20 protein-coding genes are annotated in these 23,464 nt (G+C 66.0%); 11 read left to right on the top strand and 9 right to left on the bottom strand.

The window, feature by feature from the left end; all coding sequences use genetic code 11:
• Positions 1 to 30: 30 nt before the first annotated feature.
• The 6 genes from pgaA to R2669_RS16390 all read left to right on the top strand — a co-directional run bounded on the left by pgaA (position 31) and on the right by R2669_RS16390 (position 8,105).
• The gene (pgaA, locus tag R2669_RS16415) at positions 31 to 2,493 is read left to right on the top strand and encodes a poly-beta-1,6 N-acetyl-D-glucosamine export porin PgaA (RefSeq protein ID WP_316901245.1); all 2,463 of its coding nucleotides are present in this window, start codon (positions 31 to 33) and stop codon (positions 2,491 to 2,493) included.
• Between the two features lie 50 nt (positions 2,494 to 2,543).
• Positions 2,544 to 4,694 carry a poly-beta-1,6-N-acetyl-D-glucosamine N-deacetylase PgaB gene (gene pgaB, locus R2669_RS16410; RefSeq protein ID WP_316901484.1) on the top strand — a complete coding sequence of 717 codons (2,151 nt, stop codon included), beginning with the start codon at positions 2,544 to 2,546 and terminating at the stop codon, positions 4,692 to 4,694.
• Between the two features lies 1 nt (position 4,695).
• Positions 4,696 to 5,982, top strand: a complete 1,287-nt coding sequence (gene pgaC / locus R2669_RS16405) for a poly-beta-1,6-N-acetyl-D-glucosamine synthase (RefSeq protein ID WP_430708802.1) — start codon at positions 4,696 to 4,698, stop codon at positions 5,980 to 5,982.
• The gene (locus R2669_RS16400) at positions 5,979 to 6,986 is read left to right on the top strand and encodes a poly-beta-1,6-N-acetyl-D-glucosamine biosynthesis protein PgaD (RefSeq protein WP_316890601.1); all 1,008 of its coding nucleotides are present in this window, start codon (positions 5,979 to 5,981) and stop codon (positions 6,984 to 6,986) included. Before pgaC ends, R2669_RS16400 begins: the two co-directional genes overlap by 4 nt.
• Before the next feature lie 382 nt (positions 6,987 to 7,368).
• Complete coding sequence (locus R2669_RS16395; protein ID WP_316874702.1) at positions 7,369 to 7,599, top strand: hypothetical protein; 231 nt, start codon at positions 7,369 to 7,371, stop codon at positions 7,597 to 7,599.
• Positions 7,600 to 7,832: 233 nt separating this feature from the next.
• Positions 7,833 to 8,105: a hypothetical protein gene (locus R2669_RS16390; protein WP_316901243.1), complete on the top strand. Its 273-nt coding sequence runs from the start codon at positions 7,833 to 7,835 to the stop codon at positions 8,103 to 8,105.
• A gap of 104 nt (positions 8,106 to 8,209) precedes the next feature.
• Here the strand turns inward: R2669_RS16390 and R2669_RS16385 are convergent, their stop codons facing one another.
• From R2669_RS16385 to R2669_RS16375, 3 genes are all read right to left on the bottom strand, one after another.
• On the bottom strand, positions 8,210 to 8,404 hold the full coding sequence (locus R2669_RS16385) for a hypothetical protein (RefSeq protein WP_024542155.1): 195 nt from the start codon (positions 8,402 to 8,404) through the stop codon (positions 8,210 to 8,212).
• A gap of 43 nt (positions 8,405 to 8,447) precedes the next feature.
• On the bottom strand, positions 8,448 to 8,834 hold the full coding sequence (locus R2669_RS16380; protein ID WP_316901241.1) for a hypothetical protein: 387 nt from the start codon (positions 8,832 to 8,834) through the stop codon (positions 8,448 to 8,450).
• 61 nt (positions 8,835 to 8,895) lie between these two features.
• A complete protein-coding gene (locus R2669_RS16375) occupies positions 8,896 to 9,522 on the bottom strand; it encodes a UdgX family uracil-DNA binding protein (RefSeq protein WP_316901239.1) in 627 nt (208 codons plus the stop codon).
• Positions 9,523 to 9,641: 119 nt separating this feature from the next.
• Between R2669_RS16375 and R2669_RS16370 the strand changes: the two genes are divergently transcribed.
• Both R2669_RS16370 and R2669_RS16365 read left to right on the top strand, forming a co-directional pair.
• On the top strand, positions 9,642 to 10,217 hold the full coding sequence (locus tag R2669_RS16370) for a diguanylate cyclase (RefSeq protein ID WP_316890606.1): 576 nt from the start codon (positions 9,642 to 9,644) through the stop codon (positions 10,215 to 10,217).
• 11 nt (positions 10,218 to 10,228) lie between these two features.
• The gene (locus R2669_RS16365) at positions 10,229 to 11,479 is read left to right on the top strand and encodes a phosphatidylserine decarboxylase family protein (protein ID WP_316901237.1); all 1,251 of its coding nucleotides are present in this window, start codon (positions 10,229 to 10,231) and stop codon (positions 11,477 to 11,479) included.
• Positions 11,480 to 11,488: 9 nt separating this feature from the next.
• On the opposite strand, the gene R2669_RS16360 is transcribed toward R2669_RS16365, so the two are convergent.
• The 3 genes from R2669_RS16360 to R2669_RS16350 form a co-directional block, all read right to left on the bottom strand.
• Positions 11,489 to 16,414 carry an NAD-glutamate dehydrogenase gene (locus R2669_RS16360; RefSeq protein WP_316901235.1) on the bottom strand — a complete coding sequence of 1,642 codons (4,926 nt, stop codon included), beginning with the start codon at positions 16,412 to 16,414 and terminating at the stop codon, positions 11,489 to 11,491.
• Between the two features lie 155 nt (positions 16,415 to 16,569).
• Entirely contained in the window at positions 16,570 to 16,899 is a 330-nt protein-coding gene (locus tag R2669_RS16355) for a DUF2322 family protein (RefSeq protein WP_147217807.1), read from the bottom strand.
• 77 nt (positions 16,900 to 16,976) lie between these two features.
• The gene (locus R2669_RS16350) at positions 16,977 to 17,372 is read right to left on the bottom strand and encodes a DUF1801 domain-containing protein (protein WP_147217809.1); all 396 of its coding nucleotides are present in this window, start codon (positions 17,370 to 17,372) and stop codon (positions 16,977 to 16,979) included.
• 283 nt (positions 17,373 to 17,655) lie between these two features.
• On the opposite strand from R2669_RS16350, the gene R2669_RS16345 reads away from it, so the two are divergent.
• Positions 17,656 to 17,988: a hypothetical protein gene (locus R2669_RS16345; protein ID WP_147217811.1), complete on the top strand. Its 333-nt coding sequence runs from the start codon at positions 17,656 to 17,658 to the stop codon at positions 17,986 to 17,988.
• Between the two features lie 12 nt (positions 17,989 to 18,000).
• Here the strand turns inward: R2669_RS16345 and R2669_RS16340 are convergent, their stop codons facing one another.
• The 3 genes from R2669_RS16340 to R2669_RS16330 all read right to left on the bottom strand — a co-directional run bounded on the left by R2669_RS16340 (position 18,001) and on the right by R2669_RS16330 (position 20,602).
• Positions 18,001 to 18,861, bottom strand: a complete 861-nt coding sequence (locus R2669_RS16340; protein WP_316901233.1) for a class I SAM-dependent methyltransferase — start codon at positions 18,859 to 18,861, stop codon at positions 18,001 to 18,003.
• A 48-nt stretch (positions 18,862 to 18,909) separates the two neighbouring features.
• A complete protein-coding gene (locus R2669_RS16335) occupies positions 18,910 to 19,575 on the bottom strand; it encodes a glutathione S-transferase (protein ID WP_147217815.1) in 666 nt (221 codons plus the stop codon).
• Between the two features lie 64 nt (positions 19,576 to 19,639).
• A complete protein-coding gene (locus R2669_RS16330; RefSeq protein WP_316901230.1) occupies positions 19,640 to 20,602 on the bottom strand; it encodes a GlxA family transcriptional regulator in 963 nt (320 codons plus the stop codon).
• Between the two features lie 89 nt (positions 20,603 to 20,691).
• Between R2669_RS16330 and R2669_RS16325 the strand changes: the two genes are divergently transcribed.
• Together R2669_RS16325 and R2669_RS16320 are read left to right on the top strand one after the other, a co-directional pair.
• Positions 20,692 to 21,951 (top strand): MFS transporter, encoded by a 1,260-nt coding sequence (locus R2669_RS16325; protein ID WP_147217819.1) that lies wholly within the window; start codon positions 20,692 to 20,694, stop codon positions 21,949 to 21,951.
• Positions 21,952 to 22,055: 104 nt separating this feature from the next.
• Positions 22,056 to 23,462 carry an alkaline phosphatase family protein gene (locus tag R2669_RS16320; RefSeq protein ID WP_316901228.1) on the top strand — a complete coding sequence of 469 codons (1,407 nt, stop codon included), beginning with the start codon at positions 22,056 to 22,058 and terminating at the stop codon, positions 23,460 to 23,462.
• The last annotated feature ends 2 nt before the right edge of the window (positions 23,463 to 23,464 follow it).

Genomic DNA, 23,464 nt, shown 5'->3' with positions numbered 1-23,464 from the left:
CGCACGCACCGCCCACTGGACATGACAACAATGACAACCCACGAGCCACTCTCCTGGAGCCTGCCGGCCGAGCGCACCAGCGCGGCCGCGGCATGGCATCCCCGCCGCTGCGCTATTGCTGCCGCCACCGTTGTGGTGGTCGGCACGGTGCCGATGATCGCGCACGCCGCGGCCGACGATGCTTCCAACGCGGCCACGCGCCGCTTGATCGATACGCAATTGACCGACGCCGCGGCCAAGGGCCCCGTCGCGTTTGCCTCCACCACCGTCGTCGCCGGCAGCGGTGACGAGGTGCCGGCGTCTCCGGCGAACACGCTGCTGGTGGCGCAACAGGCGGTGCCGCCTGCAGACGCGGCCGGCACGACGTCGCCTGCCGCGCCGGCCGCCGCATCGCCCATGCCTGTTGTTCAGGCCGCGCCTTCGGCGCCCCCCTCTGCATCGCCGTCGCCTACGGTGATCCTGCCGCCGGGCGCTCCGGCGCCGGAGCCTGCCGCACAGGCCCCGGTCGTGCCGTCTGGCCCGAGCGCTCAGGGTCCGGGCGCTCTGGAACCGCTGCAGGTGTCGCCGGAAGCGGCCAATGCCGCCGCGACACATACCGCCGGCAATGCTCCCGACAACGCGCCCGTCGGCCCGATGCCGACCGATCGCCAAGCCTTTCACGACGAGGTCATGCGCGAGTCGCGCGAGGGCGCTGCCACGCTGGCGCAAGAGCACCTGCGCGAGCATCCAGACTGGTTCAAGGAAAGCGAATCGTGGCACGTCGACCATGCCGCCGCCGCACAGCGCATCCGCTGGGGGCGGCAGCAGTTGAAAGTGATCAACGGGCCCGAGCGTTTCGTCATCATCGATCAGGCGGTGGCCGAGATCGAGGCGCTGCTCAAGAAGGTGCCCGATACGCCCGAGAACGCTGAGTTCCGCCAGGAGATCGTGGCCGATGAAGTGGTGGCGCTGGCTTCGCGCGGACGCATGAAAGACGCCGTCAAGCGCTACGAGGCCATGGCGCAGACGGGCAAGGTGCCCGCCTACACGCGCGTGGCCGCGGGCGATGCCTATGCGTATCTCGATAAGCCGGACAAGGCTGCCGATGCCTACGCCCGCGCGCTCAAGGACGCGAGCCCCGGCGAGATCGAAACCGGCGACGTCCAGGAAGGCCTGTTCTACGCCATGCTGGATACGGGCCGTTTTGAAGACGCCCGCGCGCTGCTCGACAAGATGAAGGCCGACAACCCGGAATACGTGCGCCTGGCGCCGGAAGCCGGCACGCCCAATCCCGATTACTCGCGCATCAAGCGCCTGGAAGCGCAGTACCTGATCCTGACGGGCCGCACGCACCAGGGCATTGCCGAGCTGGACAAGTGGCGCCACGAAGCGCCGTTTGCCGCGTCGCTCGTCAGCGCACGGGCCGACGGTGCGATGGTGCAGACCGAGCCGTATCGCTCGCGCGACATGTACAAGACGGCGCTGGCCGAGCACCCCGACGACCTGAGCGTGGTGGCGGGTTATGGCCGTGCGTCGCTGGCGGTGGACGACCTGAAGACGGCCAAGGATGTCGCCAACGGGCTGGACGAGCGCTTTCCGGAGAACGGTTCGGTGCGTGCGCTGCGCAAGGATCTCGATGTCTACCAGAGCCCACAGCTGATCATCGAATCCACGGCGGACAAGGGCAATTCGGTGTTCGCCAACAACGAATACGGCATCAGCACCAAGGCTTACAGCGGACCGTTTGCCGATCACTATCGCCTGTTCTTCCACAACTTTGCGGGCCGTGCGCAGTTTGACGGCGCATCGCAGAGCCGCGTGCGCAACGGCGCGGGCTTGCAGTGGTTCGACACCGGCGTCGAAGTGAACGGCGAGGTGCACCAGTCCGTCGGCGCTGCAGGCAAGACCGGCGGCACGCTCGATGCCACCTGGATCCCGAGCGACCACTGGAAGGTGTCGGGCATGGTCACGAACGACGACCTCGAGGTGCCCTACAAGGCGTACCAGGTGGGCGTGACTGGAAAGACCTTGAGCGGCAACGTGCGCTACACATGGGATGAAACGCGCTACGCCTCGTTGACGTACGGCGTGTCGCGCTACACCGACGACAACCTGCGCAAGCGCTGGGCGGCGAACTTCTATCAGCAGGTATTCACCTCGCCGCGCCATACGGTCGGTGTGCTGCTGGGGGCCGATACCAGCACCAACACCATGACTGGCCTGAATTACTTCACGCCGTCGCGCGACTACAGCGGCACGGCCACCGCCATCTGGTCGTGGACGCCCTGGCGCTATGCAGACAAGTCGTTCACGCAGCGCCTGTACCTGACCGGCGGCGTGTACAACCAGCAGTCGTTTGGCAACAGCCCGATGATGGAAGCGCGGCTGGAACACGTGTGGCAGATCAATCGCAAGACGCAGGTTTCCTACGGCATCGGCTTTGGCCGCCATCGTTACGACGGCCAGCCCGAGAACCGCAAGTTCCTGTACCTGAACCTCAACATTCCGCTGTGATGCCCATGCAAGCTCTCCGACAACCGTCGTTGCGACGATTCATCGCCTGGATGGCATTGACCGTGGCGCTGGCCATCGTGGCCGCCGTTCGCCCCGCCGGCGCCGTCCAGGTGGATTTCCTGCCCAAGCCCGATCCGGACGACGGCAAGACGTTCCGCGTGCTGTGCTTTCACGACATCCGTGACAACCTGCGCGCCAGCTTCGAGACGCTGCCCGACGGGTTTGCCGTCGACACCAAGATGCTGACGAACATGTTCAGCTGGATCCAGGCCAACGGTTATCACCCCGTCACGCTCGCGCAGATCGATGCGGCGCGCCACGGCGGCAAGCCGCTGCCAAAACGCCCGATCCTGCTGACGTTCGACGACGGTTATGAAAGCCACTACACGAAGGTCTTTCCGCTGCTCAAGCAGTTCCGTTTCCCGGCCGTGTTCGGACTCGTGACGGATTGGACCAATGCGCCGCAGGGGTCGAAGATCAAGCTGTCGAACACGCAGATCGTGCCGCGTGACTTCTTCATGAACTGGAGCCAGATCCGCGAGATGCAGGCCTCGGGCCTGGCCGAGTTCGCCACGCACACGGCTGATATGCACCACGGCGCGCTGGGCAATCCGCAGGGCAACGAGATGCCGGCGGCCACCACGCACGAATATCTGCCCAAGCTGGGCCGGTACGAAACCGACGACGAGTACCGCAAGCGCGTGCGCGACGACCTGCAGCGCAGCATCGACCTCATCCAGAAAAATGTGGGCACCAAGGTGCAGACGGTGGTGTGGCCGTATGGCGCCCACAACCAGATGCTCGACCAGGAAGCCGCCAACGTGGGCCTGAAGTACATGCTTACGCTGGAGCCGGGCCCGAATACGCCGGATGTGCCGCTCACCGCCATCCGCCGGAGCCTGATGGGCTACGACACCAACACCGGCGATCTCGAGCGCTCGCTGCGCGAGCCTGTGACGCATCACGGCGAGATCAACCCCGTGCAGCGCGTGGTGCAGGTCGACATGGATTACATCTATGACCCGGACCCGAAGCAGCAGGAAGCCAACCTCGGCAAGCTGGTCGACCGCATCAAGGACCTCGCGCCGCGTGTGGTGTACCTGCAGGCCTTCGCCGATCCGAAGGGCAACGGCGCGGTGGACGCGGTGTACTTCCCGAACCGGCACATGCCGATGCGTGCGGACTTGTTCTCGCGCGTGTCGTGGCAGTTGAAGACGCGGGCCAAGGTGGAGGTGTACGCGTGGCTGCCGATGCTGTCGTACAAGCTGCCGGCCAACAACCCGGCGGCTACGCATCTGGTGCAGTCGCTGCCCGGTGCGCCGCAGAAGCCGGGCTCGGTCAAGCCGCCGCGCCTGTCGCCGTTCGATCCGCAGGCGCGCCAGATGATCCGCGACATCTATGAGGACCTGGCCAAGAACTCGATCATCGACGGCGTGCTGTTCCACGACGACGGCGTGCTCGACGACTACGAAGATGCCAGCCCCGCCGCGCTCAAGGCCTACGAGGCCATGGGCCTGCCCGGCGATATCAACAAGATCCGCCAGTCGCCCGAGCTGATGCAGAAGTGGTCGAAGGCCAAGACCGCTGCGCTGATCTCGTTCTCGAAAGAGCTGATCTCGGTGGCGCAGGGCTATCAGAACGGCCGCGACATGCTGACCGCGCGCAACATCTTTTCGGGTCCGGTGCTCGATCCGAAGGCCGAAACCTGGACGGCGCAGAACTATGACGACTTCCTGGAGGCGTACGACTACGTGGCGCTCGAAGCCATGCCGTACATGGAAGAAGCCAAGGACCCGAAGGACTGGATGAAGAAGCTGACCGCCGCCGTGGCCAAGCACAAGGATGGCCTGAAGAAGACCATCTTCGAGCTGCAGGCGGTGGACTGGCGCAACCAGGACAAGCCGATCCCGACGACCGAACTGCGTGACCAGATGCGCGCGCTGCGCTCGGCCGGTGCCCTCAACTACGGCTACTACCCGGATGACTTCATTGCCGGTCGGCCCGATACCGAGGTGCTGCGCGATGTGATGTCGCTTAAGACGTACATCGAGACCCGCAAGCCGCCCGGCGGCAATAAGGGCAGCGTCGAGAAGCTCGACAGCAGCGCCGCGCCGCAGAGCCAGCCGCCGAATGCCGGCGTGGAAAGGAAACCCGCGACCACCGAAGCGGCGACGTCGTCCAACACCAAGGCGGGAGGCTGACATGGAAGTGGGCTTCCTTCTGGCCAAGCGCTGGATCTCCGACTTCGTCTTCTACTACCCGTTTTTCATGTCGTATTTCTGGATGATCGGCGGGCTGCTGCACTACTTCCTGCTTGAACGCGGGACAGAGCACGTGCGGCACCCGCTGGCATTGCTGGGGGTGAAGAGCTACCCCAAGGTGTCGATCATCGTGCCTTGCTACAACGAAGAGGCGAATGTGCGCGAGGTGATCAGCCACCTCGCACGCATGCGGTATCCGAACTACGACATCATCGCCGTGAACGATGGCAGCTCCGACCGCACCGGTGAGCGGCTGAACGAACTGGCTGCGGAGTACCCGCAGCTGGTGGTGATCCACCAGTCGTCGAACCAGGGCAAGGCGATCGGGCTCACCACCGCTGCACAGGTGACCGATGCCGAGTACCTGATGTGCATCGACGGCGATTCGATCCTGGATGTGGACGCGATTGCCTGGATGATCCGCCACCTGATGGAGAACCCGAACGTTGGCGCAGTGACGGGCAACCCGCGCATCCGCACGCGTTCGACGTTGCTGGGCCGCATGCAGGTGGGTGAGTTCTCGTCGATCGTGGGCCTTATCAAGCGCACGCAGCAGGTCTATGGCCGGCTGCTGACGGTGTCGGGCGTGGTCGTGATGTTCCGCAAGCACGCCATCGAGGATGTCGGCTACTGGAGCAACGACATGCTCACGGAAGACATCGACATCAGCTGGAAGCTGCAGGTGGGTGGCTGGATGATCCGCTACGAGCCGCGCGCGCTGTCGTGGATCCTGATGCCCGAGACCTTCCGCGGCCTGTACAAGCAGCGTCTGCGATGGGCCAAGGGCGGCATCCAGGCGTTGATCAAGTACGCGCCGGCAATGGCGAGCCTGCGGCAGTCGATGATGTGGCCGATCTTCTTCGAGTACGCGCTGTCGGTGGTGTGGGCGTACAACATGCTTGTTGTCATCACGTGGTCGATGGTCAGCTTCCTCGTCGAGCTGCCCCCCGAATGGCGCATGGAAGCGCTCCCACGCTGGCACGGCACGCTGCTCTTCATTACGTGTGTGCTGCAGTTGCTGATCGGCTGTTTCATCGATCGGCGCTACGACGACAACATCCTGCGGTACTTCATCGACACCGTCTGGTATCCGGTTGCGTTCTGGATCCTGAACCTTGTCACCACGGTGGTCGGCTTTCCGGCCGTCGCCTTCCAGCGTACGCGTGCCCGTGCCCGCTGGACCAGCCCTGACCGGGGCATCCAACAACAACAGGGGAATTCGCCATGACCATGCTTGTCATTGATGTTTCGCGAAACTCGATCCGACAGTCGTTCTCGGACAAGGGCGTCTTCGGCACGTTGCACCATGTGCTGTGGTTCCGGATCTTCCGGCCAGTGCTCGTGATTTCGATCTGGGGCATGCTGGGGCTGTATGTGGGCTACTCCATCAGCAGCGTGGGTCCGAGCGGCCTGCCGTTCGAGCAACTGCGCATGTACGGCAACATCATCGCCGGCATGGGCGGCGTGCTCGTGGTGTGGATGGTCCTGTCGCGGCTGGACCGTGCGATCCGCCGCAAGATTGCGCGTGCGCCGGTAGCGCGGCCGGCGTCCGGTGGCGCCTCCGCGCGCGCCTCGCGTGGGACGCTGCATGCGCAGCAGCCCGCGTGGCAGCGTCCGCGCAACACGCGCCTGCTGGTGGTCGACCACGACGATGACGGTGACATCACCCACGTGCGCTCGTGGCAGGAGTGGGCGGGCCGCCCCGCACCTGCCGGTACCGCCACACCGCCCACGCCGTTCACCCGCAGCCCGGAATACGACCCGGAAGAGCCGGTGCTCGGCTCTCGCCCTGTCAGCGAGGCGATCGTGCTGGAGAACCTCGACCGTGAGGAGCCCTCCCTTGCACGTGCTGATGCGCCGGCGCAGCAACCGCGCGACATCGTAAAGGCGGTGGACGCGGTGACGGCCGAAGCCGCCGGTTTCCATCGATTCGGCTATCGCGGCCGTCTGGGCCGCAGCGATTGGGTCGAACCGCAACCGGCCGAATCGCCTGCCCAGACGTACGCGATGCGCCCCGGCATGGCACGCCACTACGGCAGCGTGACCGCCGTCGTCCACGGCCGTGCTGCAGTGCAAGCAGCGGACCGCGCCACGGAACGCCACCGCGCGCTGCATGCGTTTGGTGCGCATGCACAATTGGACGATCCCTACGCGCGGCTCCAACGCGTCGAACGCGTTGACCCGCTCCACGGCTTTGGCCGCCGCGCGAACGTCGTCGCCGACGACGTGTAAGGTCGACGCCCCCAGCGCGGCAGTCAGCGCCCCGGTGATGCGAGTCACCGGGGCGCATTCTTTTGCGCAATTGACTTAGCGCAAACGGAGGAGGGCGGACTTTCCCGCTTTGCGCAATCGTTGCCGCCCGTGCGCTGCGCAGCACGGCAAACGGTTGGCGCACCAGCATCGCGCATAGGGCTGGTGCACCGCATGGACGGCGCATGGATTTGCCCTCTTGAATGCGGCTGCGTGCGTGCCTATGCTGGCTTCTCCTGCAGGCCCAGCAGTTCTCTCTCGGTGTTCCCGGCGGCGCTTGCAGTGCTCATGGTGTCAGTGAAAACCAAGCCCACCCCCCGTCACGGATTGCATGCCGTGGCCAACAGACAAGCTGGAGCCAACTGTGCTGAGTCCCCATGAATTTGCTGTCCTGCTTCTCGTCAACGACGGCGCGGAATCCGACGATCTGGATCGCGCCGATGTCGAAGCGCTCGTCGAGCGACAGCTCGTGACGCTGGAGCGCCGTGGCCCCGACCACAGCTATGCCCGGGTGACGCTCCAGGGCTACGTCCTGCTCAAGGCTTCCGGGCACGTCCGCACCAGCGGCCGCCGCGCGGTGGCCGTGCCTCACTGATCCTTTCCTCATTGCACGCAGCCCGTCGCTGCCTGGGCGCGCAGCCCAGGCGCCGAGTGACCTGCCTGCAATCGATACAAACAGAAACACACTGCTCGTGGCGGGGGCGCTGCTTATGCGCTCGCAGCCACGCTACGCGGCCGGCTTCTTGCTGAATTGCAGATGCCTATCCTGAAGTTCGACGTTCAAGCGTCGGCGGGTGGGCACGCATGACAACTCAAGAGGAGCCACCCATGAAGATCAGACATACCCTGCTCGCCGCGTTGTTTGCGGTCGCCGGTACCGCGGCCCTTGCGCAGCCCATGCCGCCGCCGCATCCGGAAGACCGTGATCACGAACGTGCGGAGCGCATGGAGCATGAGCGACACATGGAGCGCCGCGAAGAGCACCGTGAACTCCGTGCCGAACACCGCGACATCAAGCGTGACCGCGAAGCCCTGAGACACCGCGAACACGAGGCGCGCGAGCGCGCGCATGAAGTCCACGAAGACATGGAACATCGCTGATACAGCGTGACCCACTGAACGCCCGACCGCGGTCACGCAACGCCAGCGCGCCGGGCGTCATCCTGATGCGGCCGTTCCGACACTGCCAGCGTTCCCGTCAGTCGTCAGCCTCCGCCAATCCCCTGAATGATCTTGCCGCTGCCTTCGCACGACGGGCACGGGCTGCCGTCGTCGCGCTGGCCCGTTCCGTTGCACTCGGGGCAGATCGCTTCGCCGCTGCCTGGCGCGCCGGGCGCTGCTTCGTCACCGGGTGCGGCGGGGGCGGGCGGCGTGCCGGGGATGGGGTTTTCGTTGTTCATGCGATGTGCTCCTGAATCCGTGCGGGGACGGAACAGCGTCCCTTCAAGGGTGCGTTGCGGGAATGTTCGCGGGGCTGGCCGGTGGGCGCTCGCGCCCCTGCGGGCTGCCGCCGGTGGACCGGTCCTTGACCACGTTGCCGTTCTTGTCCTGATGCGAAGTGGAACCGGTGCGCGGTACGTATTCGCCGGAAGGGTTGGCGCTGTCGTTGCGGGTGCGGGCGCGGTTGCGCGTGGCATCGCGGCCCGTGGGGTTGTCGGTGCGGCTCGTGGTACCAGTGGCGGTGGTGCTGTTTGCGTTGGCTGGGGGTGCGTTGTCGCTGCTGCCGGCCTGCCCGCCCGTCGCTTGTGCGAACACGGCGCTGCCCCCGAGTGAGACGAACATTGCTGCCGCCGCGCACAGCGCACGTGCCTGATAGGTGGTGCGATTCATCGTCGTCCTCTCATGAAGTGTCTATGTCGGTTCCACCGACGCAACTCGCGCGCCCGTGCCGCTATTTGCCGGCAGCCAGCCGCCGCGCATGTTTGAGCGCCCTGACGATGTCGAGATAGGCGCTCTCCCGCGCCGCTGGGTCGGGGGCGCGAAGTGCGTAGGAGGGATGCCAGGTCGCCAGCACCGTATGGCCGTCATGTCGCACGGGCTTGTTGAAGTGGTCTTGCAGGCGCGCGTGGGCATCGTCGAGCAAGGCCTTCAGCGCAGTCGCACCCAGCGCTACCACTACCGCCGGCGCTTCCTGTTGCAGCTCCTGCTCGAGCCAGTACATGCAGGCCTGGACTTCGCGCTGCCCGGGCGTCTTGTGCAGACGCCGCTTGCCGCGCAGCTCCCATTTGAAATGCTTGACTGCGTTGGTGATGAACACGTCGTCCCGCGGGATGCCCGCCTCTTCGAGGGCGCGGTCGAGCAGCTTGCCGGCGGGCCCCACAAATGGCTTGCCCGCAAGGTCCTCGCCGTCCCCGGGCTGTTCGCCGACGAGCATGATGCGCGCCCGCCGCTTGCCTTCACCGGGTACGGCTTGGGTGGCGTGTCGCCAGAGATCGCAGCGGCGACATGCGTCAAGCGACGCCGGCTGCTGGTGCGGGTCGGTCTCGTCGGGCTCGGGGGTGGAGGGAGGCGTCTTCATGGGCAGGGTTTCCGGCTGCGCAAGGTGCAGCAACCTCAATGCCACCCCGGCTGGAACGTTGGTTGCGTAGGCTGTCGGCCTGCCAGGACGTGTAACGCAATCTTCGCTGGAGCCGGCCCATGCATGAGCCATTTGAGTTGTACCTGATGTACTTCCTGATCCCCCTGTGGGTGGCAGCCGGGGTGGCCGACTGGTGCTGCCACCGTGCCACGCGCATTGAAAGAACCTCCGGTGCCAAGGAGTCGTTGCTGCACCTGCTGATGCTTGCCGAGATGGGCGTGCCCGTGCTGGCAGCGTTGTTCCTGCGGGTCAACGCGCTCGTGCTCGTAGTGATGGCCGTTGCCTATGTCGTGCACCAGGCCACCGCCATGTGGGACGTCAGCTATGCCACGGCCCATCGCACCGTGAAGCCGTTCGAGCAACACGTGCACAGCTTTCTGGAGATGATCCCGCTCATGGCGTTGTCGGTGGTTGCGCTGTTGCACTGGAACGAGGTACTCGGCTTGTTGGGTGCGGGGCCTGCAACGCCCGACTTTTCCGTGCGCTGGAAAGATCCGCCCCTGCCGTGGGGCTATGTCGCCACCGTCCTGTCGGTTTTCGTGGTGCTGGAGCTGCTGCCGTATGCGGAGGAGCTGGTGCGTTGCCTGCGGCAACGGCGCGCTCCGCCTCTGGTTGCCGGGCAGCGGCGCGTTTAAGGAGAAAATTTTTGGAAGCTGCATCGAATGTTCCGTTGGACCGGCGCCGCCGGCTGGGCAACTGGTTGCCCGAAGGCGAGGCGCAGCTGGCGGCGTTTCGCACCGAGCTTGTCGCACAGGCATTGTCACGTCCGTCAAGGACGCCCTCGGTGGATGCCGTGCGGGCGCTCGCCAACCTGATCGATGGCGAGCCGGCACTGCGCATGCACCTCGCACGGGCAATCGACGAAGCAAGGGGCCACGGCTACGAGCTCGGCTACAAGGACAGCACAGAACTGCTGCTCACCATCGACCACATCGTCAAGTGCGCGCCGCGCTTCAGCGAGAAGACCCTGGTGATCTGCCCGCTCAATGCGCTCCTGGACTGGCCGATGTGCATGCCATCCGGCTACGCGCTGTTCCGCGACAGGCGCTTCAACGACGCGCTCAAGGCGGTGCTCAATGGCTGGAGCGCGTTCCTCAGCGGCCCGCACTCGCGCGCCTATCTGAACACGCAAGAGCCGGACGGCTGGTTCAGCCCTGAAGCGGCACGGCGCATCGGCATGGACCAGTTTCTGTGCGATCCGTCGCAGCCGTACTGGGGCTTCACGTCGTGGAACGATTTCTTCACGCGCCGCTTCCGTGCCGGCATGCGGCCCGTCGCGGGAGAAGACGACAACAAGCTGATCGTCAGCGCTTGCGAGGCCACGCCCTACAACATCAGCCACGACACGCGGTATGAAGATGCGTTCTGGATCAAGGCGCAACCGTACTCGTTGCGCGACATCTTCGGGCCGGAGAAGGCACAGTTGGCCGAGCGTTTTGCTGGCGGCTGTGCTTACCAGGCGTTCCTCAGCGCATACAACTACCACCGCTGGCACGCGCCCGTCTCCGGCACCATCGTCGATACCTACCATCTCGATGGCACGTACTACTCGTGCGTGGAATCGGAGGGCGCCGACCCCGAAGGGCTCAACGACTCGCAAGGCTACAGCGCTGCCATGGCAGCACGCGCGATCATCACCATCGCCTGCGATGATCGGGCCATGGGCACCGTGGGCTGCGTGTTCATCGGCATGGCCGAGGTGTCGTCATGCATGGTGGACGTGACGCCCGGCCAGCATGTTTGCAAAGGCGAGGAGCTTGGCTACTTCCAGTACGGCGGATCGACATACTGCCTGTTCTTCGAGCCCGGCGTGATCGATGCCTTCCTGGTCCAGTCGCCGCCGTCCGGCAACGCCGCGCCGGTGCACGTCAATGCGGCATTGGCGCGCGCCCGATAGCGGATCGAATCAGGCGTCGACCTCGGCCAATGCCTTGAGCCCCACCGACAGCATCGCCAGGTCAGGCGAGCCGGCAGCCACCTGGTCGGCGATGACGCGGTTGTAGCGCGCCAGCGCTTCCTGCCGTGTCGTGCGCCATCCGTCGATGAGCGCCTCCGCGCTGGTGCCAGGTGCCGCGTCTTGCAACACCGATTGCGTGAGCCGCCGCCGCAGTTGCCCCAGTTCTTCGAGCAACGTCGCACGCGCCAGCATCTGCCAATGCGTTTGCGTCGGCAGGCCGATGATGCCGCCTTGCAGCCATCCGTAACCGAGCGGCTGGTCGAGCGCAAAGTACACGCGGGCAGCGAGCCGCGTATCGCAGTTGCCTGCCGCTGCCACCTCGGCAATGTCGAGCAACGACACGCGTGCCGGCACGCCGGTTGCCACGCGCGCCAGCGTTTCGGGCACACCCGCTTCGGTGTAGACCTGCCGCTGCTGCGCGGCCGCCAGCGCGGATTCCTCCGTTTGCAGCGCGTCGATTTCGGGCGCAAGCGCATCCACCGCAGCCCGGAAGTGTTCGACTGCAGCCGGTACGTCCGACACGCGCCGCCGCAGGAACCACAGCGTGGCGCGCTCGTGCAGTTGCGCGAGCGAGGTGAACAGCGCAGTTTGCGTTTCGTGCGGCACCTGCGCATCGAGGGCATCGACTTCCTGCCACAGCGCATCGAGCCGGTAGACAGCGCGCGCTACGAGGCTGGCCCACACCACGGCAAGCGGTTCTGCGCCGGTCTCTTCGGCCATCCGGTGCACGAACGTCACGCCGGCGCGGTTGACGAGCGCGTTGGCGTGCATCGTCGCCAGAATCTCGCGCCGCAGCGTGTGCCGAGGGATCGACGTAGCGCAGCGCGTGTGCAGCGGCCTTGGAAAGTAATCCGGCAGGCCATCGGCCACGAACGGCTGATCGGGCAGGTCGCTGCCCAGCAGCACGTCGTACAGCCACATCTTGCTGTAGGCCATCAGCACCGCGCGTTCGGGCGTGGTCAGGCCGCCGCCGCTGGCCCGGCGGGCGTCGATCTCTTCATCGGCGGGCAGGAACTCGATCGCGCGGTTCAGACGGCCGTTGCGCTCCAGATGCCGCATCAGCCGTGCTTCCGGGTCGAGCCACAACGCCGTGCGCGTGCGCGCAAGTGACAGCGCCTGCGTCTGGAAGTAGTTGTCGCGCAGCACCAGCTCGCCCACCTCGTCGGTCATCTCGGCCAGCAGCGTATTGCGCTGCTTGAGCGTCATCTCGCCGTCGGCCACCACCAGGCCCAGCAGGATCTTGATGTTGACCTCGTGATCGGAGCAATCCACTCCGGCGGAGTTGTCGATGGCATCGGTATTGATGCGCCCGCCATGCTGCGCGTATTCGATGCGGCCGAGTTGCGTGCAGCCCAGGTTGCCGCCCTCGGCCACGACCTTGCAGCGCAGCTCCGCGCCGTTCACGCGCAGGCCATCGTTGGCGCGGTCGCCCACCTGGGCATGCGTTTCGGTGCTGGCCTTGATGTACGTGCCGATGCCGCCGTTGTAGAGCAGATCGGCGGGTGCCTTGAGGATGGCGTGCAGCAGGTCGTTCGGCGCCATCTCGGTGGCGGTCACGTCCAGCATGGCGCGCACCTCGGGCGTGAGCGTGATCGACTTGACCGTGCGCGGGAAGATGCCGCCGCCCGGGCTGATCAGCGCCCGGTCGTAATCGGCCCAGCTTGAGCGCGGCAGGTTGAACAGCCGCTCGCGCTCCGCAAAGCTGGTTGCCGCGTCGGGCGACGGGTCGAGAAAGATGTGGCGATGATCGAACGCCGCCAGCAGGCGGATATGGCGCGAGAGCAGCATGCCGTTGCCGAACACATCGCCTGACATGTCGCCCACGCCCACGACGGTGAAGTCCTGCGTCTGCGTATCGACGCCCATCTCGCTGAAGTGCCGCTTGACCGATTCCCATGCGCCGCGCGCGGTGATGGCCATCTTCTTGTGGTCGTAGCCCACCGAGCCGCCGGAAGCGAAGGCATCGCCCAGCCAGAAGCCGTATTCGGCCGAGATGGCATTGGCGTAATCGGAGAACGTGGCCGTGCCCTTGTCGGCGGCGACGACAAGGTAAGGGTCGTCTTCGTCGTAGCGCACGACATCCGGCGGCGGCACGACGCGGCCGTCGACGTAGTTGTCGGTCAGGTCGAGCAGCCCGCGCAGGAAGGTCTGGTAGCACGCCACGCCCTCGGCCAGGTACGCATCGCGGTCGCTGGCCGGCGGCGGTTGCTTGACGACAAAGCCGCCCTTGGAACCGACGGGCACGATGACCGTGTTCTTCACCATCTGCGCCTTGACCAGCCCCAGCACCTCGGTGCGGAAATCCTCACGCCGGTCAGACCAGCGCAGCCCGCCCCGCGCGACCTTGCCGCCGCGCAGGTGCACGCCTTCCACGCGCGGCGAGTACACCCAGATTTCGAACATCGGCTTGGGCTCGGGCAGGCCCGGCACGCGCGACGGGTCGAACTTGAACGAGAGATACGGCTTGGGCTGGTGCCCCTGTCCCGCGTCCGGCAGCGTCTGGAAGTAGTTCGTGCGCAGCGTGGCCTCCAGCACGCCCAGGAACTGCCGCAGGATGCGGTCTTCATCGAGGTTGGGTACGTCTTCGAGCGCCTCGTCGATCTGCTTGCGCAGCGTTTCCGCCGCACGCGAGCGCTCGGCCTCGGCAAGCGCGGGGTCGAATCGCACCAGGAACAGCCGCACCAGCGCACGCGCAATCGACGGATTGCCGTTCAGCGCACTCTCCATATACGCGTTGCTGAACGTCGAACCGATCTGGCGGATGTAGCGTCCATATGCACGGAGGATGCGCACCTCGCGCCAGGTCAGGCCCGCCTGCAGCACAAGGCGGTTGAGATCGTCGTTCTCCAGTTCGCCGGTCCAGATGCGCGCGAAGGCGTCTTCAAAGCGTGCGCGGGCTTCGTCGAGATCGACTTCGCTGCCGTCGATGGTCTCCATGCCGAAGTCGTGCATCCAGATCGGGGCGGCGTCGGCGGGTTCGATGCAGTAGGGGCGCTCCTCGTTCACGCGCACGCCGAGGTGCTCGAGCATCGGCAGGCTGTGCGATAGCGATGTCGGCTGGCCGGCGCGGTAGATCTTGAAGCGCAGCGCACCGGGCGGTGCTTCGAGCGGCCGGTAGAGCTGCATGGCCAGCACGTTGTCCGCCGCATTGGCGCCGAGCAGCGGCTCCATCAGTTCGATGTCGCGCACGGCAAGGCGCGCGGCGTAGTCTTCGCGAAAGCCGGCGGGAAACGCGCCGGCATAACGGCGCAGCAGGCGGTTGCCGCGCTCTTCGCCGCCGCGTTCGAGCAGCGCGTCGGCCAGGTCGTCCTGCCAGCGCCGCGCTGCCTGCACGATGCGGTCTTCCAGCTCGGCCACGTCAACGTCGGGCACGTTGCCCGGCTGCGTGCGCACCGTGATGTGGATGCGTGCCAGCATCGACTCCGACAACTGCGGCGTGAACTCCACGGCGGTGCCGTGATACGCGGCCTGCAGCAGGCTCTGGATACGCACGCGCAGGTCGGTGTTGAACTTCTCGCGCGGCACAAATACGAGGCACGACACAAAGCGGTCAAACGGATCACGACGCACGAACAGTCGCGTGCGCTGCCGCTCCTGCAAGCGCAGGATGCCCAGGGCGATGTCGTGCAGCGCTTCGGCGTCCATTTGGAACAGCTCGTCGCGCGGATATTGCTCCAGGATCGTCACCAGCGTCTTGGCCAGGTGCCCGTCGGGAAGAAAGCCCGTGCGCCGGATGACGTCGGCCACCTTGCGACGCACGAGGGGAATGTCTTCGGCCGGCACCATGTAGACGTTCGACGTGTACATCCCCAGGAAGCGCCGTTGCCCGCAGACACGGCCGTCGGCGTCGAACAGTTTGATGCCGACGTAGTCGAGATACCCGGGGCGGTGCACGGTCGCCCGCGAATTGGCCTTGGTGAGGAAGATGGGCTCCGGTGCGTCGATGAACTTCGCAGCGCCCGGTGCGAGGCGCGTCGTGTCCGGCGTGGAGGTGTCGCGCAGCGCTTCGCGCAGCACGCCCAGGCCCGTGCCGGGTATGCCGCGCAGGTAATGGCCATCGTCTTGCGTGATCAGTTCGTAATCACGGTAGCCAAGGAAGGTGAAATGACGCTCGAGCATCCAGCTGAGGAAGGCCTGCGTTTCGGCGATCTCGGTGCGTTCTACCTCTCCGGTGGAGGGCTGTGCGGCGCGTACGGCAAGGGCGTCGATGGCCGCCTGGGCGGCGGCCTGCATGGGCTTCCAGTCTTCCACTGCGGCACGCACGTCGCCCAGCACACGCATCAGGCCGTCGTGCAACGCCTGCAGGCGGTCGGGTTCGGAGAACCGGTCCACCTCGATGTGGATGGTCGACTCGAAGCGCGCCACGCCGCGGGTTGCCCTGTCTGCATCGGCGGGCGTGTCCGGCATGTCGCCCGCGAGTGCCGCCGGGCGCTGTACGCCGCCGCCGGCCGAAACCGCCACGCGCATGCCGGCGCCATCGCGCTGTACGCGGTAGACCGGGTGGAAGGCGGAATGCAGCGCCAGCCCTTGCCGGTTGATCTCCATGGTCACGGAGTCAAACAGGAACGGCATGTCGTCGTTGACGATCTCGACGACCGTATGGGCGCAGTACCAGCCGTGCTGTTCGAGGCTCGGGTTGTAGACGCGAACGCGCGGTTGTCCCGACACGAATTTCTGGCCCAGCTGCCAGTGCGCCATCGCCGCGCCGTAGAGATCGGCCACGCTGCGCGAGATCACGTCTTCGGGGTCTGCCAGACCGTAGTAGTGCCGCAGGAACGGCTCGAACAGGTCGGCAATATCGGGCGCGCGTTCGCGCGCCAGGGCCACTGCATCCGCCATGTGCTGGCGGACCTTGTCTTCGTGCTGGGCAGACATGAGGCGGCTCCCGATGAAGGGCTGCCTCATGCTACGCCGCGTGCCCATGGCTGGCAATCAGGGCGCCCGGCTTCGCTGATGCCGCTGTGTGCAGTGCAACGAGAGCGCGGGCGGTTCACGCGCTGCTTTGTGCAGCGCGCGTCAGCGATGTGTCCTCAAGCCTTCACGACGTTGATGCGTAGTGCCGGCTCGCCCGCCGCGATGGCCAGCAGGCGGTCGACATTCGGGTGAGCGCCGGGGCGGTTGCGCGCGTCGATGGTGTGCTCGGCAAACACGGCCAGGCCGTGCTCGGCGGCCTTGGCGTCGAGCTGGCCGAACGTCTGCTGCAGGTAGTGGTACACCGCCACCGAACCCTGCTTGCCGGGCTTGTTTTCGATGTCGGCCACCACGGTGCCCTGGCCGTCGACCAGATCGATGCGTTCGATGCCGTCAATGCCGGGCAGTTGGGCGAGGTTGTCCTTGAATACGCTGGTCGGTTGAATCACTGCGGTTGCTCCGTTGGTTGATCAGGCGGGCCGTATGTTAACGGCTCCGGCCCGACCCGCGCGAGCTTGCCTGTGCTTCAACGCTTGGCGCCGGCCTTGTTCACGGCGATGGCCGCCTGGATGAGCGCCTTCAACGCTTTTTCGTTGACCTTGTCGCCCTCGCGGAAATCGATGGCGCGGCGCGTGTTGCCGTCCAGGCTCGAATTGAACAGGCCCGCTGGGTCAGGCACGGACGCGCCCTTGGCAAACGTCATCTTCACTGTCTGCTTGTACGCCTCGCCGGTGCAGATCAGGCCGTGGTGCGACCACACGGGCACGCTCCATTTCCATTCCTCCACCACGTCGGGATCGGCTGCGCGGATAACGGCGCGCAGGCGGGCGAGCATGTCGCCGCGCCAGTCGTCCAGCTCTGCAATACGTGCGTCGATCAGCTCGGACGCGGGTGCGGCGGTGTCCGGCGTGCTCTTCTTCATGGGTGTCTGCCTCCAGGTGGACCAAGCAGATCATACTGGCAGGAACACGGGCCGGTAGCCACTCGACGCCCGGTGCATGAGATTCAGGCCCCGGCTTTAGACGAGAAAACGTAGGAATGCCTCTTTGTCGGGCAGAGGGAAATGAAACGCCAATCAAGCGCGGCAAAAATGAGCCGGCGCAGCCGGGTGCGCCATGATGAACCCGGCGCGAGCGGGCATGGCGCCCGTGCGATTTTGGAGCCAAACTTGCTTGCCTGAAGCTGGTTTGGCCGAGGGAGCCATCATGCAAGAGCTCGCCTTTCGCACCCTGCTGTACCGCTACTTCTTCTTCGGCTGGCTGTTCAAGGATGCCAGCCGCGGCAACCTGTTCGAACGGTCGGCGGCCTGGCGTTTCAACCAGGCGCACGCGCACTGGCTGCTGGCGTATATGCGGCGCTGGTTGTGGTGCGGGTTGCTTTGCTACGCGCTGGGCGGTGTGCTGGAGCTGGGCCTCAACACGCCGGGGTTGTCGGTGCTGTTCTATGTGCCCAGCGCGTTGAGCGTGCCGGTCAACGTCGTCATCGGCGTGCTGTGGATTGGCCTGAAGGCGCTGCCCGGGCCGCTGCGCGAGCGCTAGGCAGGTGCGCGGCTAGACCGTCGCCAGCAGCAGTTCCTCTGCGTTGCGCGGCGGGCGCAGGCCGTCGGGCCGGCCCGCGAAATAGCGCTCCGTCAACATGTCTGCCGAGATGTGCTGGGCATCGCGAAAGCCGTTTTCGTGGGCCAGCGCGAGCATCTCTGGCGGCGTAAAGAAGCTGATGAACGGTGTGCCGCTCGCGCGTGCGCCTTTTTCCGCCATTTCGAGGCCGGGGCGAACGTCCGGGTCAGCCATCTCCAACGGGAGCAGAAACGTCATCGCCAGCATCGAGCCCGGCGCCAGCGATGCCACCTGCCGCAGCGTGGCCGCATTCGCTTCCTTGGTCAGATACATGCTCACGCCCGTGGACACCACGATGGCCGGCCTGCTCGCATCAAACCCAGCCGCGACCAGCGCATCCTGCCAGGATTGGCGCGCCTCGAAATCCACCGGCACGAAGCGCAGCCAATGCGGAATGCCGAAGCCCAGCGCTTCCAGACGCTGGCGCTTCCAGGCTTGCGGGCTGGGCTGATCGACTTCAAACACCGTCATGCGCGATGCCACATCCGGCCGGCGTTGCGCAAAGCTGTCGAGTCCCGCGCCGAGAATCACATACTGGCTCAAGCCACGGCCCGCTTGTTCGATGACGAGGTCTTCGATAAAGCGTGCGCGGGCCACAATGGACGCGCGAAACGGGCGCGTGAACTGCGGGTCCATGTCGCCGCGTTGTTGCCAGTCCGGTTCCGGTGCGAGCAGCTTCAGGCCCACTTCGTCTTCCAGCACGTGCGGTGGTGCATCGCTGTGCACATGCAAGGCGCGCCACAACGCGACGCGCACTGCGGTGCTGTCGGGGGATGCTGTCTGTGGGTCGTTCATTGCACACACGCCTCCATTGGTGGACCTGCCGGTGAGCTGGTCAGTCGATCAATCGGGTTGGTGATACTCCGGAAATACGGCAACGGCCTGCACGGGCTGCTTCGTCATGCACACCTCGAACAGGCGGCTGGCGAGCCACTCGGCCAGCCAAGCCTGTACGGCGGGCAGCGGCTGGGCAGCAAACCAGTCCGGCTCCACCGCCGCAAACTGCCGCACGAACGGGAAGATCGCCAGATCGGTGGCGCACGGCGTCGCGCCACCAAGATAGCGTTGCGCCAGCAAGCGGGATTCCAGCGGTATCAGCAGCGTTTCTGTTGCCCGGGCACGGGCCGTCTCACGGGGCGTGGTCTCTTGCGGATACCGGTCTGGGTATTTGTAGCGATCGAGCTGGCGCTTGAACTCGCCGTCGTTGGTGTGCAGCAGCGCGAGGTTCTCGTCGGATTGCGCGCGGCGCCACCAGCCTTCCGGGTCGCGTGCTTCGAAGGCCCATTGCATGATGTCGAGGCTCTCTTCCAGCACGCTGCCGTCGGTCAAACGCAAGACGGGAACGGTCCCTTTCGGGGACAGCGCCAGCAGTTCGGCAGGCTTGTCGCGCATGACGATCTCGTAGGTCTGGAAGCGTCGATTGGCTTGCAGCATCGCCAGGCGCGCACGCATGGCGTAGGGGCAGCGGCGATAGCTGTAGAGCAGGGGCAGGGCTGGATTGTCGGACATCGATACGAATGCGGGGCTACGGATTTCAGGCGCGTCAGGGTAGCGGATTCATGGGCGCGGCGCGCTAGGCCGCCAGACGTGAATGTCCGGATCGCCCGGAGCGCCGCACCGATTGCGGCGGCTGCCCGAATACGCGAATGAACGCACGCCGCATGCGTTCGGGGTCGGCAAAGCCCACGGCGCGCGCGATGTGCTCCAGCGATTCATCGCCCGCTTCCACGCGCGGCCGGGCGATTTCGGCACGGAGTTTTTCGATGGCCTTGGCGGGCGTCTGGCCAGTCTCGGCCACGAAGGCGCGGTCGAACTGGCGGCGGCTCAAATGGGCCACTTCGGCCAGGCGGTCGACGTCCAGCGCTTCGTGCAGGTGTTCGCGCGCATAGGCGAGCGCACGCGCGATGCGGCTCGATGCCGGGTCCAGCTCCAGCAAGGTCGAGAACTGCGATTGCCCGCCGGGCCGCCGGTGATAGACCACCAGCTCGCGGGCCACGGCGCGCGACACGTCGACGCCAAGGTCTTCCTCGATGAGCGCCAGCGCCAGGTCGATGCCCGACGAGATGCCGGCCGACGTCCACACCGGCCCGTCGTGGATGAAGATGTGGTCGCTCTGCACCTGCACGCGCGGATAGCGTCGCTGCAGCAGCGCCGCCATGCGCCAATGCGTCGTGGCGCGGCGGCCATCGAGCAGGCCTGCCGCCGCCAGGGCAAACGCGCCGGAGCACACGCTCGTCATGCGTCGCGAGTGTGCTGCCGCTTCCCGCACGAAAGCGATCAGCCGCGGCGAGAACGCGTCTTCACGCGGGCCGTTGCCGCCCGAGATGATCAACGTATCGAAGGCCGGATCGTCCAGGCCTTGCGTCTGCATGACGAGGCCCGGCGCGCTCTGCACCTGCGCGCCCCCTTCGGACAGCACGTCGATCCGGTACGCCGGCTGGGGTGCCAGGCGGTTCGCCACGTCAAAGGCCGTCAGCGGGCCAGTGAAATCGAGCAGGCTGCAGCCCGGAAACACCAAAAAGCCGATTCTGCGCATGATGTCTTGAAATGAGGGATTAACGTCATTTAGGCCTGATGTTGCTCCGCCAGACTGCTGTTGTCAAACGCATTTCTGGAGAGACGATCATGACAACCGCGATGTGCTTGCCGGCCACGTCGACGCCGATGTCGCGCCATCACCGCTGGAAGGTGCTGGGCGTGGGGGTGGCCGCCAATGCGAGTTTTTCGGCCGCGTTTTCGGGCATCCCGACGACTGCCGTGTTCATCCGCTCGGCGTATCACCTGGGCAATGCGGAGCTGGGTGTGGCGCTGGGTGCGCTGGGGCTTGGCATTGCCATCAGCGAGCTGCCGTGGGGTTTGCTGACCGACCGCTGGGGCGATCGCACGGTGCTGCTGGCGGGGCTGGGGCTGACTGCGCTGGCCCTGTTCGTGATGGCATGTTGCGTGGTGCCGCTGCATGGCAACGTGCCGCCGCTTGCGTGGCTGGTGGGCGGCATGCTGAGCGTCGGCCTGCTGGGCGGCAGCGTGAACGGATCGAGCGGCCGCGCGGTCATGGGCTGGTTTCGCGAAGGCGAGCGCGGATTGGCCATGAGCATCCGCCAGACCGCCGTACCGCTGGGCGGCGGCATTGGGGCGCTCGTGCTGCCGAGCCTGGCGGCGCACGCCGGGTTTGCCGCCGTCTACGGCGTGCTGGCGGCGGCGTGTGCATTGACTGCGGTGCTGACGTGGCTGTGGGTGCATGACGCACCGGACATGGTGAATGCCGTTGCGCAAGCAGCCACGCCGGGCAGCACTGGCCCGCTGCGCGATCCAATGCTGTTGCGCATGGCCCTGGCGATCGGACTGCTGTGCGTGCCGCAAGGGGCCGTCGTTGCGTTCGCCACGGTGTTCCTGCGCGACTTTGCGCACGCCAATGTGCTGACGCTCAGCCTGACCATGGCGGCGGTGCAGGGCGGGGCGGCCGTCATGCGCGTCTGGAGTGGCCGCTGGACCGACCGCCACGGCAATCGCCGCGCTTATCTGCAGGCGTGTGCGCGGTTGAGCGCCGCGCTGTTCGTGGTGCTGGCCGGCGTGGCCTGGATGACCTCGGCGCTGTCGGTTGATCTGTCGGTCATGCGGGTGGCGCTGGTGGCGGCCGTGGTGGCGGGCGGTATCTGCGTATCAGCGTGGCATGGCGTGGGTTATACGGAACTTGCCACGCTGGCCGGTGCGCAGCGCGCCGGCACGGCGCTCGGGCTTGGCAATACAGGCGCGTTTGCCGCGCTCGGGCTCACGTCGCTGTGTCTGCCGCAGGTGCTGGCGTGGTCATCGTGGCCGGTGGTGTGGCTGGTGGCGGCAGGCAGCGCGCTGATTGCGTGGCGTGTGCTGCCGGCGCAGCGTCCATAGGTGTACGCAGCGCCAATCCCCTCGTTTCTTCCTATAGTGAGCCGCAGGCGCCGCCCGGTGCGGCCCCGTAAAACGAAGCAACGCAACGAAACGAGGGGGCCACCATGGCAGGCTTGGGCGCAATCGACCACGTGGTCGTGCTGATGTTGGAGAACCGGTCGTTCGACAACCTGTTCGGCACGCTGTATTCAAAGAGCGCGGAGTTCGACGGCCTGTCGGGCGAAGAAACCAACCCAGACGGTGGCGGCCAGCCGATCCGCGTGTGGACGACGCCCGCGCCGGCCAACGTGATGACGCTGCCCAATCCCGACCCGGGCGAACTCTTTACCGACATCAACCAGCAGCTCTTCGGCCAGCAGATGCCGCTGGGGCAGACGCCCACCATGCAGGGCTTCACCACCAACTACGCCAAGAACGGTGGCGACCCGCGCGACATCATGCATTTCTTCACGTCGGACCAAGTGCCCGCGCTCAGCACGCTGGCGCGCAATTACGCCGTGTGCGATGCGTGGTTTGCCTCGGCGCCGTGCCAGACGTGGCCCAACCGGTTCTTTGTCCACACCGGCACCGCGCACGGTTATCCGAACAACTCGCCGGTGCATTTTCCGTACTTGATGCCGACGCTGTTCAACGCGCTAGACGGCGTGGTGCCCGACGACTGGGCCGTCTATTACCACGACTTCGCACAGTCGCTCACGCTCACGCGGCTGTGGCTGCATCTGGACCACTTTCACCTGTTCGACGATTTTCTCGACGATGCGTCCAGCGGCAAGCTGCCTTCGTACAGCTTTATCGAGCCGCGCTACTTTGCCGATCTCGACTGGCCCAACGATATGCATCCGCCGCACGATGTAGGCTACGGCGATGCCCTCGTCGCGCAGGTGTACAACGCGCTGCGCAGTTCGCCGCAGTGGCATCAGACCCTGCTCGTCATCACCTTCGACGAGCACGGTGGCTGCTTCGACCACGTGCCGCCGCCCGCCGCGGTGCCGCCCAGCCCGCCGCAGCCGGGGCAGCTTTTCGCGTTCGACCGGCTGGGCGTGCGCGTGCCGGCGGTGGTGGTATCGCCGTGGATTCCCAAGGGCACGATCTTCCGCTCGAATGTGGCGCAGCCGTATGATCACACCGCCATCATCAAGACGCTGCGCATGCGCTACAACATCCGCACCCCGCTCACCGCCCGCGATGCCAGTGCGCCCGACCTCGGCCACGTGCTGGAGCTGAGCGCACCCGATGACGACCGCGAGCCCGTCGTCGCGCGTGCCATCGCAGCAAACCCGGCCGGCTTGCAGGCCGCCCGCAACGCGCCGCTCAACGATTTCCAGTGGGCCATGCATGAGTCGGCGGCAATGCTGGCGCCGCTCGGCACCGGCATCAGCATTGACGACCACGTGCGCAACCTCTCGACCGATCAGCAGCCGCCGGTTCCCGCTGCGCAGAACGCCCAGCAGGCGGCGCAGCACATCAAGGACGTGCTGGCATCGATGGATCTGCCGCACGCGGGGCAATGATC

Source organism: Ralstonia edaphi (assembly GCF_958350185.1).
In the GTDB taxonomy this organism is placed as follows: Bacteria; Pseudomonadota; Gammaproteobacteria; order Burkholderiales; family Burkholderiaceae; genus Ralstonia; species Ralstonia edaphi.
This window is presented reverse-complemented; position numbering and strand designations above follow the sequence as displayed.